We start from the raw sequence: 16,688 nt of genomic DNA, 5'->3' as shown, positions 1-16,688 counted from the left end.
AATGTACTTTTGAATTAAATATTTTAGAACACTTGAAAAAAACTTCCACAAAAATAACTGCATTTATTCTAATTGCAATACTTATTTGCGCTTGTAACGCTGTAAAAAGAGTTCCGGACGGAAAACATTTGCTTACAAAAAACGAAATTACTGTAAATGACAAAACAATTAAGGATGAAAATGTTTTTAATCAACTTTATCAAAAACCAAACAGCACCTTGCTTGGTTACCGTTTAAGATTGAATCTATACAATCTTGCCAATTTAAATCCAGATTCAACGTATCAAGCCAAGTTTACAAATAATCCTGAAAAATTTAGAAGAAAATCAAAATGGTTGTCAGAAAAACAAGTCAATCGACTCGGCAAATCCTTCTGGTACCACGGCATCCACGATTTCTTAAAAAAAACTGGCGAACCACCCGTAATTATTGATAAAGAAAGAGCTGATAAGTCATTATTGCGTTTGAAATACTACTATTTCAACAACGGTTTTTTTAACGTAAATGCCAACTACAAAATAGACACTTTGAATATCAAAAAAGCCAAGATAAAATACGCCATAACTCCCGGAAACGCCTTTTTTTTAGACTCCTTGAGAACTACTATTTTAACACCGGCTTTAGACTCTTTATATGAGACTAATAAGTCAAACACATTTATCAAATCTGGGAGTCAATATAAAACCGAAGAATTTGAGAATGAGAAAAACCGAATCACAACTCATTTTAGAAATAATGGAGTGTATTATTTTCAACCTAATTATGTGACTTTTGATATAGACACCATTAAGAAAGTGAATCAGGCAAATATTAACTTGAGAATTGCTAATTATTCATACCAGCAGCAAGATTCAAGCAGAACAGAACCATTTAAAATTTACAAAATAAGCGATGTAAATATTTATACTGACTATTCACCAAATAATAACAGTATAAAAATTACGGATAGTACAACTTACAACAACTTTAATTTATACAGTCAGAACAAACTAAAATATAAGCCACGTGCCATAACCAATGCTATCTTCATCACAAAAGGTGGGTTATTTGCAGATTATAAAACCGTCTTGACAACCCGATACTTAAACAATCTTAAAATTTTCAACTATCCGTCAATACAATATGAAGTTGACCCAAGAGATTCTACTGCACAATCATTGATTGCAAAAGTATATCTAACACCAAGAAAAAAATATAGTTTTGGGACTACACTAGATGTTACCCATTCTAATATTCAGGATTTTGGGGTGGGATTGAGTTTTTCTGAAACAATACGCAACGTCTTCAATGGAGCAGAAACGCTGGAAATCGCAGCACGTGGAAACATTGGAGCATCAAAAGATTTAGCGAACCCTAAAAATAATTTCTTTAATGTTTCAGAATATGGTCTTGACTTAAAACTGAGTTTCCCGCGAATTTCTGTGCCTTTCAACACAGAAAAAATTATTCCTAAAAGCATGATACCATCTACTTTGATTACAGTAGGTTTTGCAAAACAAAGGAACATTGGTTTAGACAAAGAAAATTTTACAGGAGCATTATCATACAATTGGACTCCAAAAATAAATAATACAGCCAGATTTGATTTGTTCAACACTCAGTTTGTACGCAATTTAAATCAACAAAATTACTTTAATGTTTACGGTTCATCCTACAATGCATTAAATGAAATCAGCAAAGAATACAATACAAATCCTTCCTATTATAACAATGACATCGATAAAGATTTGTTAATTGAAAAGGGGACCATTGGATTTACAAATGATGTTCTCACGGGCAACGCAAACTTTTCAAAGCCATTAGAACCCGCAGATTTTCAATCTGTAAAAAGTATTGAAGAAAGAAGACTGAGACTTACTGAAAATGACTTTATTTTAGCCACAAGTTTTACTTTTTCAAAAACAACAAAAAAAGACTTAACAGATAATACTTTTTATCTTTTTAAAACAAAAATAGAATCGGCAGGAACCCTTTTGTCCGCTTTTGCAGCAACAACAAATCAGAAGAAAAATTCTACTGGTAATTATGAAATATTCAATTTAGAATATTCAGAATACATAAAAACAGAATTTGACTACATTAAACATTGGGATTTATCCAAAGAAAAAATATTTGCATTTAGAACCTTTTTTGGGATAGCTATCCCATTTGGAAACTCAGACTATATACCCTTTTCACGAAGTTATTTTTCAGGAGGATCAAATGACAACAGAGCATGGCAACCCTATGGTTTAGGGCCTGGTAGCAGTGGTGCATTAGACGATTTTAATGAGGCAAATATGAAAATAGCCATAAGCGGAGAGTATCGATTTAAGATATTAGGCAGTTTAAAAGGAGCTCTTTTTGCCGATGCTGGTAATATTTGGAACGTATTGGATAATGTAAAAGATACGAAATCTACATTTACACAATTTAAGGACTTAAAAGATATGGCATTAGGAACTGGATTCGGGCTTAGATATGACCTAAGTTTTTTTGTAATTCGTTTTGATTTAGGATTTAAAACCTACAATCCAGCCAATGAAACCCGCAAAAGATGGTTTAGAGAATACAATTTTGCTAACTCCGTTTTAAATTTTGGAATAAATTATCCGTTCTAATGCTAATTAATTCTTATTTTTGCAAACTAAAAACTAAATAAAATAACTAAAAAAAGCACAATGGCACACAACATAAAACCAGGCGTAGCTACAGGAGATCAAGTTCAGGAAATTTTTAATTATGCTAAAGAAAAAGGATTTGCACTTCCGGCAGTAAATGTTACAGGATCAAATACTATCAATGGTGTACTTGAAACAGCAGCAAAACTTAATGCTCCGGTTATCATTCAATTCTCAAACGGAGGAGCACAATTTAACGCAGGAAAAGGACTTTCTAACGCAGGTGAAAAAGCTGCAATCGCTGGTGGAATTGCTGGTGCATTACATATTCATACTATGGCAGAAGCTTACGGAGCAACCGTAATTTTGCATACTGACCACTGTGCAAAAAAATTATTACCTTGGATTGACGGTTTATTAGATGCTTCAGAAAAACATTTTGCTGAAACTGGAAAACCATTGTATTCTTCTCACATGATTGACTTATCTGAGGAGCCTATCGAAGAAAACATCGAAATTTGCAAAGGCTATTTAGAAAGAATGAGCAAAATGGGAATGACACTTGAAATCGAACTTGGAATTACCGGTGGTGAAGAAGACGGAGTTGACAACTCTGATGTTGATAGTTCTAAATTATATACACAACCTGAAGAAGTTGCTTACGCATACGAAGAACTTTCTAAAGTAAGCCCAAGATTTACAATTGCTGCAGCTTTTGGAAACGTACACGGAGTATACAAACCAGGAAATGTAAAATTGACTCCAAAAATCTTAAAAAATTCTCAAGATTTTGTTCAAAATAAATTCAACACAGGACACAACCCAGTAGACTTCGTTTTCCACGGAGGTTCAGGTTCTACTCTAGAAGAAATTAGAGAAGGAATTAGCTACGGTGTTATAAAAATGAATATTGATACTGATTTACAATTTGCTTTTACAGAAGGTATTCGTGATTACATGGTAAAAAACATCGATTATTTGAAAACCCAAATTGGAAACCCAGAAGGCTCTGATGTTCCAAACAAAAAACATTACGATCCAAGAAAATGGTTGCGTGAAAGTGAAGTTACTTTCAACACTAGACTTGAGCAAGCATTTGCTGACTTAAACAACGTGAATACATTATAATAAAAAGTTTAATGTTTCAGGTTTAAGGTTTCAAAACTTTAAACTTTAAACCTGAAACAACAAAAACAATAAATATGGCTTGGTTTAAAAGAAAAGAAAAAGGGATTACTACTGCTACCGAAGACAAAATGGATATTCCAAAAGGACTTTGGTATAAATCTCCAACTGGAAAAATTATTGATGCCGATGAACTAGCTCGTAACTTATTTGTAAGTCCCGAAGATGGTTTTCACGTGAGAATTGGAAGTACAGAATATTTTCAAATTTTATTTGACAACAATGAATTTGTTGAACTTGATAAAAACATGACTTCTAAAGATCCTTTGCATTTTGTGGATACAAAAAAATATGCAGATCGATTGAAAGATGTAATGGAAAAAACCAAACTTAAAGATGCTGTTCGTACTGGAGTTGGAAAATCAAAAGAAAAAGATGTTGTCATCTGCTGTATGGATTTTGCCTTTATTGGTGGTTCTATGGGAGCTGTAGTGGGAGAGAAAATCGCAAGAGGAATTGATCACGCTATTAAAAACCAAATGCCATTTATCATGATTTCTAAATCAGGTGGTGCCAGAATGATGGAAGCTGCCTATTCTTTAATGCAGTTAGCAAAAACATCTGTAAAATTAGCACAACTTGCCGAAGCAAAACTACCTTATATCTCACTTTGTACCGATCCTACAACTGGAGGAACAACTGCTTCCTACGCGATGCTAGGTGATATAAACATCGCTGAACCAGGAGCGTTAATTGGATTTGCTGGTCCTAGAGTTGTAAGAGACACCACTGGAAAAGATTTACCTGAGGGTTTTCAGACTGCTGAATTTTTATTAGAACATGGTTTTTTAGATTTTATTACTCCTAGAAAGGAACTAAAAGACAAGATAAACTTGTATATCGATTTGATTCAAAACAATCCTATTAGATAATTTTACTATATTTATAAAATGCAAAAATCCTGTTCGCGAAAAGATGAACAGGATTTTTTGGTTTAATACTAGCGTTTTAGAAATTAAATCTAAATCCAAAGTATAAATTTCGTCCTGGCGCATTGATACCCGATGAAAAAGTGCGGTATTGCGTGTCCAGAATATTTTCTACTCCCGCAAAAAGTGTAGTACCATTGAACACCTCAATACTGGTTTTTAAGTTATAAGTTTCCCATGCTGGCATGCCATTTACTGGAGCATATTGTAAATTGTCTTCACCACTAGAGGAATAATCCTTTCTATTTTTTTGACCATTATAAAGCAAATATGCTCCTAAATTAAAAGTAGCATGAGTATACAAAAACCCGATTTTACCATAATAAGGTGCAATATGATCTAATGGTGATTGCACACTATTTTCTACAATTCTACCCAGATTGTAATTAAAATTAGCTTCGAACTTGAAGTTCGATAGTATCAATGCACTAAAGCTTGTTGATAGTCCTGTTATAAATGCTTTGCCCCTATTTTGATTTGCAAAAACTTTGCTTACTGTTCCATCATACACAATCTCGCTTTGTCCTTCATATTGAAATTCACTAGTCACGATGGCATCAATCATTCTCGTATAGAAATACGTATTTTCGAATTTTATTTTTTTTGAATTGGAATGGAACGCAAAACCTAAATCGGCAGTAATCGTTTTCTCCGGTTTTAGAGCAGCATTGGGCACAATGATAATCCCTTTCACTGATTCAAAAATCTTTGACAAGTCATCTATATTTGGAACTCTAAATCCGCTAGACAAATTTGCTTTTAAAGTGGTGTATTTAGAGGTGTTTTTGACTATTCCTACAGTGCCGCTGTAAGTGAAGTTATCTTGTGTGATTGTTGTAAATGGCAATAAAAAAAAAGAATCGTCAGCTACTGAACTATTCAAAGTAGTAAATCCAAGTCTAGCGCCAGCATTCCACCACGTATTCTCGGCAATTTTATCCACGTAAGAAACATAGATGTCATTGCGCAACATCGAATTGTTGCCATTTGGATATCTTGTACTGATGGAGTTTATTGCACCTGTGTTAATATCATAAGAGAAAGCGTTCGATTGCAATACTTCATAGTAGGATTCTAATCCGTAAAATAATTCGGCTTGTTTGATTTTTTTTACCAAGTCAACACCAATTGAGTAAATTTTCACTTCTTCTTCTCTATTTTGAAGCGTATAATTGCCAAATCTCCTATTATGCCTGCTTTCCTGCACATTCTGAAAAGCTAGAGATGCTTTCAAATTTGTAGCTTGAAAAATATTTTCTTTACCTAAAGAATAAATACCTAAAACTCTTTCTTGTGGTCCATAATACCACTGCGCGTGTCTTAGTCCGGTTGAAGAGTCTGTTTCTGTTAACCGGTCGTAACGAGGAATAGATGTAGATGTGGAGTATTGCAAATTTAGGCCATGCTCAAAACCCGAACGCGTTTTACAGCTAACTTTTTGCATGAAATTGTATTGCTTAAAAGCGCTATTTTTTTGCACATACCGATTTTCATTTGCCATTAACTGATCCACACCATTTATTGTAGCGACGTAAAAGGGTCGCTCTCCAAAAAAGTCCAGATTGCGATTCTTACTTTTACCCATTCTTAAATCTCCAAAGTCATTAAACGATAGTAACGTCAGGGCAGCAAAATTCTTAGAGGCAAAATTCAAATTTAAAGCTAGGGATTGCTCTAAGTTAGCGGCGCTGTAACGCGCATTGACACCGCCTGTCCATTTATTTTCAACTTCATTAATAAACTTTGCTTTTTTAGTTGTCATTGCGACTGCTCCGCCAAGTGCATCACTGCCAAATAGTGTAGACGCAGGGCCATAAAAAATACCTATGTTTGCGAGCATACTTTCATCAACAGTAATAACATTTTGAAGATGTCCTGATCGAAATATCAAATTATTCATCCGTACACCATCTACAAGCAATAAAACTCTACTGGCCTCAAAGCCACGTATGGATGGACTTCCACCACCTTGTTGTGATTTTTGTACAAATAAAGAACCTGAATTAGATAAAACCTCTGCAGTACTTTGAAAATTTTGAAAATCAATTTGCTTAGCGGTAATAGTAGCTACTTGATACGACAATGCAGAAATAACAATAGGAATTTTATTGATTAAAACGACATCAGCAAGGTTTGTAGTGTCTTTCTGGGCTTGCGTATATCCCGAAAGTGAGCACACTAAAAAGCATAAAGTGATGATGTTTTTTGTCAAACTAAAAAAATTATTGAAATACAAAATAGAAAATGTTTTTACATTCCAGTACGAATTGCTTCGACAGGATCTAGCTTTGAAGCAGAAATCGCAGGAAGTATTCCTGAAATTACACCCACAATAATTGACAATCCTGAGCCAATAAGTATATTCCAAAAACTCAATACAAATTCGAAATCTAATACACTAGTTAAAAGCATTGAAAGTAACCAAACGATCAATAATCCTATAGCTCCACCGATAACGCATAAAATAACAGCTTCAAATAGAAACTGGAAAAGTATAAACCTATTTTTTGCACCTAACGATTTTTGAATTCCTATTAAATTGGTACGCTCTTTAACAGAAACAAACATGATATTAGCTACTCCAAATCCACCAACTAGAAATGAAAAAACACTAATCAAAATACCTCCACCGCGCATGGCACTAATAATTCCATCTAATAAATCCGTGAATCCAGAAAGAACATTGATGAAAAAATTATCAGATTCATCTATTTTCATACCGCGATAATTACGTAGTTTCTGAGTTAGTTCCGCTTTAAAAGCATCCATATCAACTCCTTTTTGAGGCTTTACAAGAATAACAGGTGTTAAGGAATCATTATTATCTCCATACATTCTTCTTAAAAAATTAACTGGGATAAAAACAGAAGTATCATTACTGTCGCCAAACATGCCTTCTCCTTGTTTTTTTAACACACCAATAACTGTAAAGCGCTGTCCATAAAGACGAAGGTTTTTTCCAATAGGTTCGCTTTCGCCAAAAAGACTGTTCGCTATCTCATAACCCAAAACAATAACAGGAGCTCCAGAATTAGATTCAGATTCATTATAAAACCTTCCTTTTGCAAACTCAAGTCCTTGAATTTCTATAAACTCATGAGATACTGGAACAACATTCACGCCACTCACAGATTCCGATTCGAATTTCATAACCTCTCTGCCTACAAAAAATTGATAAGCCATTTGATCTAAATTATTCATCGAACTTTTCAAATATTCATACTCATCATATTTTACATCAGGAAATTGTTCTCTTTTCCAGAGTGGAATTTCAGAAGGCCCAAAAGAAAATCGCATCAAATAAATGGTGTTTTTATCTAAACTGCTTAAATCTTTTTTTATTTTTTTGTCCAAAGAATCTACAGCCGCAAGTACAGCTATAATCGAAAAAATTCCAATAGTAACTCCTAACAAAGAAAGCAACGTTCTTAACTTATTGTTTCGCAATGCATTCATTGCAAAACCAAAACTCTCTCTTAATAATCGAAGGTAAACTAGCATAAAATCTTTTTTGTATTAAAGTAAAATTCCATAAATATTATTCAAAAACCTAATGAAAAATGTATTCGTTGCCGTGTGAATCAATTATTTTATATTTGCCAATAAAATAGCAGTAAAAATTACATATTATCTCATTTTCAAATGGCTTAATTTTCACATTAAAAAACTATTTTTGCACTTTATAACTATAACTACACAATGAACACAACAAAAAAAATTCAATCTGCATTAATCTCTGTCTTTTCAAAAGAAGGATTAGAACCTATAGTAAGACAACTAAACAATCAAAATGTTACACTTTATTCTACTGGAGGAACTGAGGATTTTATAAAAAATTTAGGAATTCCTGTAATTCCTGTTGAAGATGTTACTTCTTACCCTTCAATTTTGGGCGGTAGAGTAAAAACATTACACCCAAAAGTTTTTGGAGGCATCTTGAATCGACAAGACAACGAGAGTGATGTACAACAAATGATTGAGTTCAATATTCCACAAATAGACTTAGTAATTGTTGACTTATATCCTTTTGAAAAAACAGTTGCATCAGGAGCAAGTGAAGCTGATATTATTGAAAAAATAGATATTGGTGGTATTTCTTTGATACGTGCTGCCGCAAAAAACTTCAAGGATACAGTAATTGTTTCTTCAGTTGATCAATACAGTTTGCTTTTGGATTTAATAACAGAACAAAACGGCGCGACTACATTAGAAGACAGAAAATTATTGGCAACAAAAGCATTTCATGTTTCATCTCATTATGACACTGCGATATTCAATTATTTTAATACTGACGAAACAATATACAAACAAAGTATTGCTAACGGTCAAGTTTTGAGATACGGCGAAAACCCTCATCAAAAAGGATTTTTCTTTGGAGATTTTGATGCAATGTTCAACAAAGTTCACGGAAAAGAATTGTCGTATAATAATTTATTAGATGTAGATGCAGCAGTGAATTTGATTAATGAATTTAAAAATGACGGCCCTACATTTGCCATTCTAAAACACAATAATGCATGTGGTTTAGCATCTAGAACTACCATAAGCGAGGCTTATCTTGCGGCTTTGGCCTGCGATCCAACTTCAGCTTTTGGAGGTGTTTTAATTTCGAACACAAAAATTGATGTTGCAACAGCTTCAGAAATAAACAAATTATTTTGCGAAGTGGTGATTGCTCCAGAATATGATACTGAAGCCCTTGCAATTTTACAAGAAAAGAAAAACCGAATTATATTAGTCCAAAACGAAGTTGAATTACCACAAAAACAAGTTAGAACTTGCTTAAACGGAATTTTAGTTCAAGACAGAAACAACATAACTGACAATAAAGAAGACTTAAGAACCGTTACTATAACTGAACCTACTGAACAAGAAATTCAAGATTTGATTTTTGCTTCTAAAATTTGTAAAAACACAAAATCAAATACGATTGTTTTTGCAAAGAACGGCACACTTATCGCGTCAGGAACGGGACAGACATCAAGAGTTGATGCTTTGCAACAAGCAATAGAAAAAGCTAAAAATTTTAACTTTGACTTGCATGGTGCAGCGATGGCTAGCGATGCGTTTTTCCCTTTTCCAGATTGTGTAGAAATAGCTAAAGAAGCTGGAATAACTGCTGTAATTCAACCTGGAGGATCAATAAAAGACGAATTAAGTATTAATTATTGTAATGAAAATAAAGTTGCAATGGTATTTACAGGAACTCGTCATTTTAAACATTAATTTGTTTAACTTTGCCCGTCACAAATTTATAACTTTTAACCCTTAAAAAACTTATGGGATTTTTTGATTTCATGACCGAGGATATTGCGATAGACCTTGGTACCGCCAACACTTTAATCATACATAATGATAAAGTTGTCATAGACAGCCCTTCAATAGTTGCTCGTGATAGAATATCAGGAAAAATCATCGCTGTTGGTAAAGAAGCTAACATGATGCAGGGAAAAACACATGAAAACATTAAAACGATAAGACCTTTGAAAGATGGTGTAATTGCTGATTTTGATGCTTCTGAAAAAATGATCAGTATGTTTATAAAAAGCATACCGGCATTGAAAAAAAGAATGTTTACTCCCGCATTAAGAATGGTTGTTTGTATTCCTTCAGGAATTACTGAAGTAGAGATGAGAGCTGTAAAAGAATCTTGCGAAAGAGTAAATGGAAAAGAAGTTTATTTGATACATGAGCCTATGGCTGCTGCTATAGGTATTGGAATAGACATCATGCAACCTAAAGGAAACATGATTGTAGACATAGGTGGAGGAACAACTGAAATTGCAGTAATAGCATTAGGTGGAATTGTATGTGACAAATCAGTAAAAATCGCTGGTGATGTATTTACAAATGACATTGTTTATTACATGCGCACGCAACACAATCTTTTTGTTGGAGAAAGTACTGCCGAAAAAATCAAAATTCAAATTGGTGCTGCTATTGAAGACCTAGAAACTCCTCCAGAAGACATGTCAGTTCAAGGTAGAGATTTACTAACCGGAAAACCAAAGCAAGTAGAGGTTTCTTACAGAGAAATTGCTAAAGCTTTAGACAAATCAATACAACGAATAGAAGATGCTGTAATGGAAACTTTGTCACAAACACCTCCTGAATTAGCAGCTGATATTTACAACACAGGGATTTACTTAGCAGGTGGAGGTTCAATGTTAAGAGGTCTTGATAAAAGGATTTCACAAAAAACAGATTTACCTGTTTACATTGCTGAAGACCCGTTAAGAGCAGTAGTTAGAGGAACTGGTATGGCACTTAAAAACATTACAAAATTCAAAAGCATTTTGATTAAGTAATCCGTTTTTGTTGCACCAGTAAACCTAATAGCTTACAGCAATTTAAACAAATAAGATTACAAAACAAGACATACAGTTATTTACATTATACCGTTAAGAAATGCAGCAAATATTTAATTTTATTTTTAAAAACAGTAATAGATTACTGTTTTTGCTGCTTTTGGGTATCTCGTTATCACTCACCATTCAATCCCATTCTTTTCATAGGAGTAAAATAATTAGTTCAGCAAACTTTTTAAGTGGAGGAGTGTACGAAAAGGTTAACAACCTTAACGAATACTTGAATTTAAAAACACAAAATGAAGCGCTTGCTTTAGAAAACGCAAAACTAAAAAGCATTTTATTTAATCGCAAAGACACTACAGCAATAAAAAAACTGGATAGTATCAAAGGTGTAAAAAGAGACGATATTGTTGTTTCTAAAGTGATACACAATTCCTATAATGTTCATGAAAATTACTTAACCTTAAACTCAGGTGAATTACAAGGTGTAAAACCAGATATGGGAGTAATTAACAGTTTAGGAATAGTTGGAATAATAGAAAATACATCTCCAAACTATTCAACCGTAATCAGTATTCTGAATAAAAAATCTCAAATCAATGCTAAAATTAAAAAGTCAAATCACTTTGGATCTTTGATTTGGAATGGAAAAAGCACTGGATTTGTTCAATTAGTAGATGTTCCTAGATTAGCGGCTATAAGAAAAGGAGATACAATTGTAACTGGAGGTCAATCTGTAATTTTCCCAGAGAACATTAATATTGGGACTATTGACAAAATAGAAAAAGACGATCAAACTAATTATTATACAATAACTGTTAAGCTTTTTAATGACATGACAAACTTAGGTCATGTATACATCATTAAAAGGAAAGATCGCGATGAAATCATTAATTTAGAAAAGAGAGAAAAGGATGAATAGCGCATTGTTAGTCAATATTTTTCGATTTATTCTGTTATTGGCAGTTCAAATTATCATATTCAACAATATGAATATTTTGGGCTACATAAGTCCATTTCCATATATATTATTTATAATACTATACCCTGTAAACGGTAACAAGTCAGGGCTAGTAATTGCTAGTTTCATCCTTGGACTTATTATGGATATGTTCAGCAATTCAGGCGGAATACATGCCACAGCGTGTTTGGTTCTTGCTTATTTTAGACCGTCTATTTTTAAATTTGCTTTTGGACTAAGTTATGAATATCAAACCGTAAAATTAAATGACGTTTTAACTCCAGAAAGATTCTCGTTTATATTACTTTCGGTTGTTATACACCATTTCACATTATTTATATTAGAAGCATTCCAATTTAGCTTAATTCTTGATATACTAATAAGAAGTCTTTTAAGCACTATATTCACTATCATTATTTGTATTATCATAATATACCTTATTAAGCCTAACAAAAGATGAGAAAAGTCTTGTTGCCTTCTTTAATAATTATAGCTACATCTTTACTTGTGATGCGAATTTTTTATTTGCAGATTGTTGACGATACTTTAAAACTAAAGTCCGAGAACAATGCCATAAAAAAAAAATATGAATATCCCGAAAGAGGATACATATATGATAGGAAGGGTAAGTTACTAGTAGCTAACCAAGCATCTTACGACATTATGGTCATTCCTCGAGATATTAAAAACATTGATACTTTAGAATTTTGTGAATTATTGAATATTACAAAAGAAGATTTCATCAAAAAAATTGAAAAAGCTGCAGTTTATAGCCCGCGCTTACCATCAGTCTTTTTACCTCAATTGAACAAAAGTGAATTTGCAGCTTTCCAAGAAAAAATAAGAAAATATGAAGGTTTTTATTTTCAAAAACGTTCGCTTCGTGATTATGAAGTAGAATTTGGAGCTAATATTTTTGGATTCATCACTCAAGTAAATGAAAAACTAGTTGCCAAAAACCCGTATTATAACAGCGGTGATTTAATTGGTCGACAAGGGGTTGAAGAAAGTTATGAAGATCTTTTACGTGGAGTAAAAGGTGTAAAATACATTCAAAAAGACAAATACAATAGGGAAATTGGCTCTTATAAAGAGGGGAAATACGATACAATCGCTGTTCAAGGAGAAGACATAAATCTTACCATAGATGCTGAAATTCAAAAGTATGGTGAGGAATTAATGATTAATAAACGTGGTGGAATTGTAGCAATTGAACCAAGTACGGGAGAAATATTAGCACTTGTTACCGCTCCATCCTATGACCCAAGCATATTGGTAGGAAGAAAACGATCTAAGAATTATACCGAATTATACCGCGATTCTATAGCAAAACCACTTTATGACAGAGGCTTGCTAGCTGAGTACCCTCCTGGATCTCCTTTCAAAATTTTAACTGGGCTTGTTGCGCTACAAGAAGGTGTTATTGATGGAAATTCGACTGTTTTTTGTAATCGAGGATTTAGTTATGCCAGAGGCCGCTTTATGGGGTGCCACTGTAATGGTGGTGCGTTACAATTACACAGGGGCATATTTGAGTCTTGCAACTCATATTTTGCAACAGCTTACATGAAAACTATAAATAAATATTCAAAACCAGCTCAAGCAGTTGATGTATGGAGTAAACACGTGAAAAGCTTTGGACTTGGACAATTCATGGGATATGATTTGCCAACTGGTAAAAAAGGAAAAGTACCTGATTCAAAAACATACAAACGTATTTATCCTAACGGTGGCTGGAGAAGTACTACAATTGTTTCTAATTCTATTGGACAGGGTGAAGTACTTATGACTCCTATTCAACTAGCAAACATGATGGCAACAGTTGCCAATGAGGGATATTATTACACACCTCATATCATCAAAAAGATTGAAGGACACAAAATTGACGAGAAATTCACCACTAAACATGTAACCACAATTGATAAAAAACATTTCAAACCAATTATCAGTGGTTTATTTGATGTTTACAACTTAGGAACAGCCAAGTCACTCCGTGTGGAAGGGATAGAAATATGCGGAAAAACCGGAACAGCAGAAAATTTTGCAAAAATAGGCGGAGTACGAGTAAAAATGGAAGATCACTCCATATTTGTAGCCTTTGCACCAAAAGATAATCCTAAAATTGCAATTGCTGTAATGGTTGAAAATGGAGGTTATGGAGCAACAATAGCTGGACCAATTGCAAGTTTGATGATAGAAAAATATCTTAGACAAAAAATTACCAGAGTTGACTTAGAAAAAAGGATTCTTGCAACAAGTTTACAAAGTCGTTATGCTAAATTAGGTGGACTGTCTGAAGCAGTAAAATTACAATTAAAAATTAATGATTCTCTTCTAAAAAAGAAAACAACAATTCCAACAATAAAAACAAAAACAGACACCACTAAATCGAATAAACAAGCTATTTAATTCAGATGAAAAACCAAAGCATAACAAATAACATTGACTGGATAAGCATAATAATCTATGCTTTATTAGTTATTTTGGGCTGGCTAAATATCTATTCGTCTTCACTATCATCAATGGAAGAAACTCACGAAAAACAACTTTTATTCATTATATTGACTATTCCCTTAATTTTTATTGTGCTTTCAGTTGATGGTAAATTTTATGAAAAATATGCCAGTATCATTTTTGGAATCTCTTTAGTTACATTAGCTGGGCTGTTTTTATTTGGTAAAACCATAGCAGGCCAGCGTTGTTGGTATGCAATTGGGAGTTTTACAATCCAGCCTTCTGAATTTGCAAAAGCAGCTACAGCTTTGGCGCTAGCGAAATATTTAAGTGACACACAAATAAATTTAAAAGAGGTGAATCGACAGGTTCAAGCCCTTGCCATCATCCTTTTACCTGTCTTACTAATACTTCCTCAACCTGATCCAGGAAGCGCATTGATTTACAGCATCTTCATCATTGTTTTATATCGTGAAGGATTACCTTCATGGTATGTTTGGACAGGATTTATTACTATACTTTTATTTGTATTAACACTGTTATTAGAGCCCCAATATGTAATACTCATAGCATTAATTACAATAATATTAGTTCATTTTAAATCAAGATTAGCTGATAGAAATATCGTTTTGAGCAGTATCCTTTTTGTTATTATTTCAGGATTTGTACTGTCAGTAGGCTATGTTTTTGATAATGTTTTCAAACAGCACCACAGAGATCGTTTTAATATCCTTTTAGGAAAAACTGTTGACTTGCAAAATGATGGCTATAATACCAATCAAGCAGGTATAGCTATTGGCTCAGGAGGTTGGTTTGGAAAAGGGTTTCTAGAGGGAACACAAACTAAAGGGGGATTTGTTCCTGAACAACATACAGATTATATATTCACAACAGTAGGAGAAGAATGGGGATTTGTAGGCTCATTAGTTATTATTGCTCTTTTTTCAGGTTTATTACTCAGAATAATATATTTAGCAGAAAGACAAAAGACAAAATTCAGTAGAGTATATGGGTATTGTGTTGCCGGAATTTTATTTACTCATTTCTTTGTAAATATTGCAATGGTCATTGGTATATTCCCTACAATTGGAGTTCCACTTCCGTTCTTTTCTTATGGAGGTTCTGGTCTTTGGGGCTTCACTATATTATTATTTATATTTATAAAAATGGATGCAAACAAAGTAAACGAATGGTAATTTAATAGATTTTAAGTAAAAAAAAACTATTCTTAAAAGCTAATTAAAACTCCAATTTTTATAATCATTGTTTTTCTCCAACTGATTTTCAATATTGTCATTCAATTTAGGAAAGAAGTCAATCCCAGTTAATTTTTCGATATGGTCAACTGATACTACAAAACTATATAATGGTTTATTGCTTTCTGCATTAGGAACTAAAAAGCCAATCATTTTTAATTCTTCACCAGAATCATCCAATAATATTTTAAAAAAATACTCAGGGACAGAAACCTTCTCTCTCCCTATCGTGGTTAGTGAAGAATCTAGAACACCACCAGTGATTACATAAATACCATCATATTTTACGGCCCAATAACGTACTTTCTGTTCTAACCTATTCCAAACTCCGTTATTAAAACTCCGTTTTTGAGGAGATATATTTGAAGTAAAAAAAGTATCATTATAAGCATCTAAATTAAACTCCATATCACCAGCTGGACAAAGATGACCCTTATCGTATATTGTATTTTTATAATTCCTCCAATCAGCCGAACCTGTTTTGACTTTTACATCCTCAATAAAAAAAGGACGCTTAAAATTACTATTTTTAATATAATCCTTCTTAAGCTCATACGCGACCCACTCCGCCTGTTCATGAGACTCATTATATGATAAAGTATAATATTGGTGTTTCACAATTTGCTTGGTTGTAGACGAGGGTAAAAAATCAAAGTTCCTCGATATCGTTTCTCGATTATTAACCAAAGGAATATTACTTTTAGACTGATGTGAGTCAAATTCATTTTCCTCAATGTAAACTGCTGAATTATCTACTTCTAGGGCCTTATTACACGATGTGAAAAGGTTTCCTATAAAAAGCGCAACAATTAAAGCATAAAATTTTATATTTCTCATATGTAGTTAAGTATTGAGTTTGCCATTATTCTTAAATTTACAAATTAAAATAAGCTGACTCCACCGATTAATCCATGTATTTTATGGCTACTACTAAATCTTCAATTTAGCGAAAATACAACACATAATTTACTAAAAAAACGCTTCAAATAATC

The 16,688-nt window shown here is 33.1% G+C and carries 12 protein-coding genes; 9 read left to right on the top strand and 3 right to left on the bottom strand.

Features of this window, described 5'->3' with window-relative positions:
• Positions 1–32: 32 nt before the first annotated feature.
• The 3 genes from tamL (at position 33) to accD (ending at position 4,657) form a co-directional block, all read left to right on the top strand.
• The gene (gene tamL / locus DFR66_RS10520) at positions 33–2,600 is read left to right on the top strand and encodes a translocation and assembly module lipoprotein TamL (RefSeq protein WP_114754806.1); all 2,568 of its coding nucleotides are present in this window, start codon (positions 33–35) and stop codon (positions 2,598–2,600) included.
• A gap of 60 nt (positions 2,601–2,660) precedes the next feature.
• A complete protein-coding gene (gene fbaA / locus DFR66_RS10515; RefSeq protein ID WP_114754805.1) occupies positions 2,661–3,728 on the top strand; it encodes a class II fructose-bisphosphate aldolase in 1,068 nt (355 codons plus the stop codon).
• A 74-nt stretch (positions 3,729–3,802) separates the two neighbouring features.
• Positions 3,803–4,657 carry an acetyl-CoA carboxylase, carboxyltransferase subunit beta gene (gene accD, locus DFR66_RS10510; RefSeq protein WP_114754804.1) on the top strand — a complete coding sequence of 285 codons (855 nt, stop codon included), beginning with the start codon at positions 3,803–3,805 and terminating at the stop codon, positions 4,655–4,657.
• Positions 4,658–4,733: 76 nt separating this feature from the next.
• On the opposite strand, the gene DFR66_RS10505 is transcribed toward accD, so the two are convergent.
• Together DFR66_RS10505 and DFR66_RS10500 are read right to left on the bottom strand one after the other, a co-directional pair.
• Entirely contained in the window at positions 4,734–6,926 is a 2,193-nt protein-coding gene (locus DFR66_RS10505) for a TonB-dependent receptor plug domain-containing protein (protein ID WP_158634648.1), read from the bottom strand.
• Positions 6,927–6,964: 38 nt separating this feature from the next.
• Entirely contained in the window at positions 6,965–8,215 is a 1,251-nt protein-coding gene (locus tag DFR66_RS10500) for an ABC transporter permease (RefSeq protein WP_114754802.1), read from the bottom strand.
• 198 nt (positions 8,216–8,413) lie between these two features.
• Here DFR66_RS10500 and purH point away from each other — a divergent pair, with 198 nt between their 5' ends.
• From purH to rodA, 6 genes are all read left to right on the top strand, one after another.
• Positions 8,414–9,940, top strand: a complete 1,527-nt coding sequence (purH, locus tag DFR66_RS10495; RefSeq protein WP_114754801.1) for a bifunctional phosphoribosylaminoimidazolecarboxamide formyltransferase/IMP cyclohydrolase — start codon at positions 8,414–8,416, stop codon at positions 9,938–9,940.
• Between the two features lie 53 nt (positions 9,941–9,993).
• Positions 9,994–11,022, top strand: a complete 1,029-nt coding sequence (locus DFR66_RS10490) for a rod shape-determining protein (RefSeq protein ID WP_114754800.1) — start codon at positions 9,994–9,996, stop codon at positions 11,020–11,022.
• Between the two features lie 100 nt (positions 11,023–11,122).
• Positions 11,123–11,947: a rod shape-determining protein MreC gene (mreC, locus tag DFR66_RS10485; RefSeq protein ID WP_114754799.1), complete on the top strand. Its 825-nt coding sequence runs from the start codon at positions 11,123–11,125 to the stop codon at positions 11,945–11,947.
• Positions 11,940–12,446, top strand: a complete 507-nt coding sequence (locus tag DFR66_RS14040) for a rod shape-determining protein MreD (protein WP_114754798.1) — start codon at positions 11,940–11,942, stop codon at positions 12,444–12,446. Before mreC ends, DFR66_RS14040 begins: the two co-directional genes overlap by 8 nt.
• Positions 12,443–14,395, top strand: a complete 1,953-nt coding sequence (gene mrdA / locus DFR66_RS10475) for a penicillin-binding protein 2 (RefSeq protein ID WP_114754797.1) — start codon at positions 12,443–12,445, stop codon at positions 14,393–14,395. Before DFR66_RS14040 ends, mrdA begins: the two co-directional genes overlap by 4 nt.
• A 5-nt stretch (positions 14,396–14,400) precedes the next feature.
• Complete coding sequence (gene rodA / locus DFR66_RS10470) at positions 14,401–15,636, top strand: rod shape-determining protein RodA (protein ID WP_114754796.1); 1,236 nt, start codon at positions 14,401–14,403, stop codon at positions 15,634–15,636.
• Positions 15,637–15,675: 39 nt separating this feature from the next.
• Here the strand turns inward: rodA and DFR66_RS10465 are convergent, their stop codons facing one another.
• Complete coding sequence (locus DFR66_RS10465) at positions 15,676–16,533, bottom strand: DNA/RNA non-specific endonuclease (RefSeq protein ID WP_114754795.1); 858 nt, start codon at positions 16,531–16,533, stop codon at positions 15,676–15,678.
• Between the last annotated feature and the right edge of the window lie 155 nt (positions 16,534–16,688).

Origin of the sequence: Flavobacterium glaciei (assembly GCF_003350545.1) — a bacterium.
Taxonomy (GTDB): domain Bacteria; phylum Bacteroidota; class Bacteroidia; order Flavobacteriales; family Flavobacteriaceae; genus Flavobacterium; species Flavobacterium glaciei.
This window is presented reverse-complemented; position numbering and strand designations above follow the sequence as displayed.

Excerpts from the sequence above, each read along its gene's own strand:
- accD (WP_114754804.1), top strand. The coding sequence starts at position 3,803 with ATGGCTTGGTTTAAAAGAAAAGAAAAAGGGATTACTACTGCTACCGAA.
- fbaA (WP_114754805.1), top strand. The coding sequence starts at position 2,661 with ATGGCACACAACATAAAACCAGGCGTAGCTACAGGAGATCAAGTTCAG.
- mreC (WP_114754799.1), top strand. The coding sequence starts at position 11,123 with ATGCAGCAAATATTTAATTTTATTTTTAAAAACAGTAATAGATTACTG.
- rodA (WP_114754796.1), top strand. The coding sequence starts at position 14,401 with ATGAAAAACCAAAGCATAACAAATAACATTGACTGGATAAGCATAATA.
- mrdA (WP_114754797.1), top strand. The coding sequence starts at position 12,443 with ATGAGAAAAGTCTTGTTGCCTTCTTTAATAATTATAGCTACATCTTTA.
- DFR66_RS10500 (WP_114754802.1), bottom strand. The coding sequence starts at position 8,215 with ATGCTAGTTTACCTTCGATTATTAAGAGAGAGTTTTGGTTTTGCAATG.
- DFR66_RS14040 (WP_114754798.1), top strand. The coding sequence starts at position 11,940 with ATGAATAGCGCATTGTTAGTCAATATTTTTCGATTTATTCTGTTATTG.
- DFR66_RS10490 (WP_114754800.1), top strand. The coding sequence starts at position 9,994 with ATGGGATTTTTTGATTTCATGACCGAGGATATTGCGATAGACCTTGGT.
- purH (WP_114754801.1), top strand. The coding sequence starts at position 8,414 with ATGAACACAACAAAAAAAATTCAATCTGCATTAATCTCTGTCTTTTCA.
- DFR66_RS10465 (WP_114754795.1), bottom strand. The coding sequence starts at position 16,533 with ATGAGAAATATAAAATTTTATGCTTTAATTGTTGCGCTTTTTATAGGA.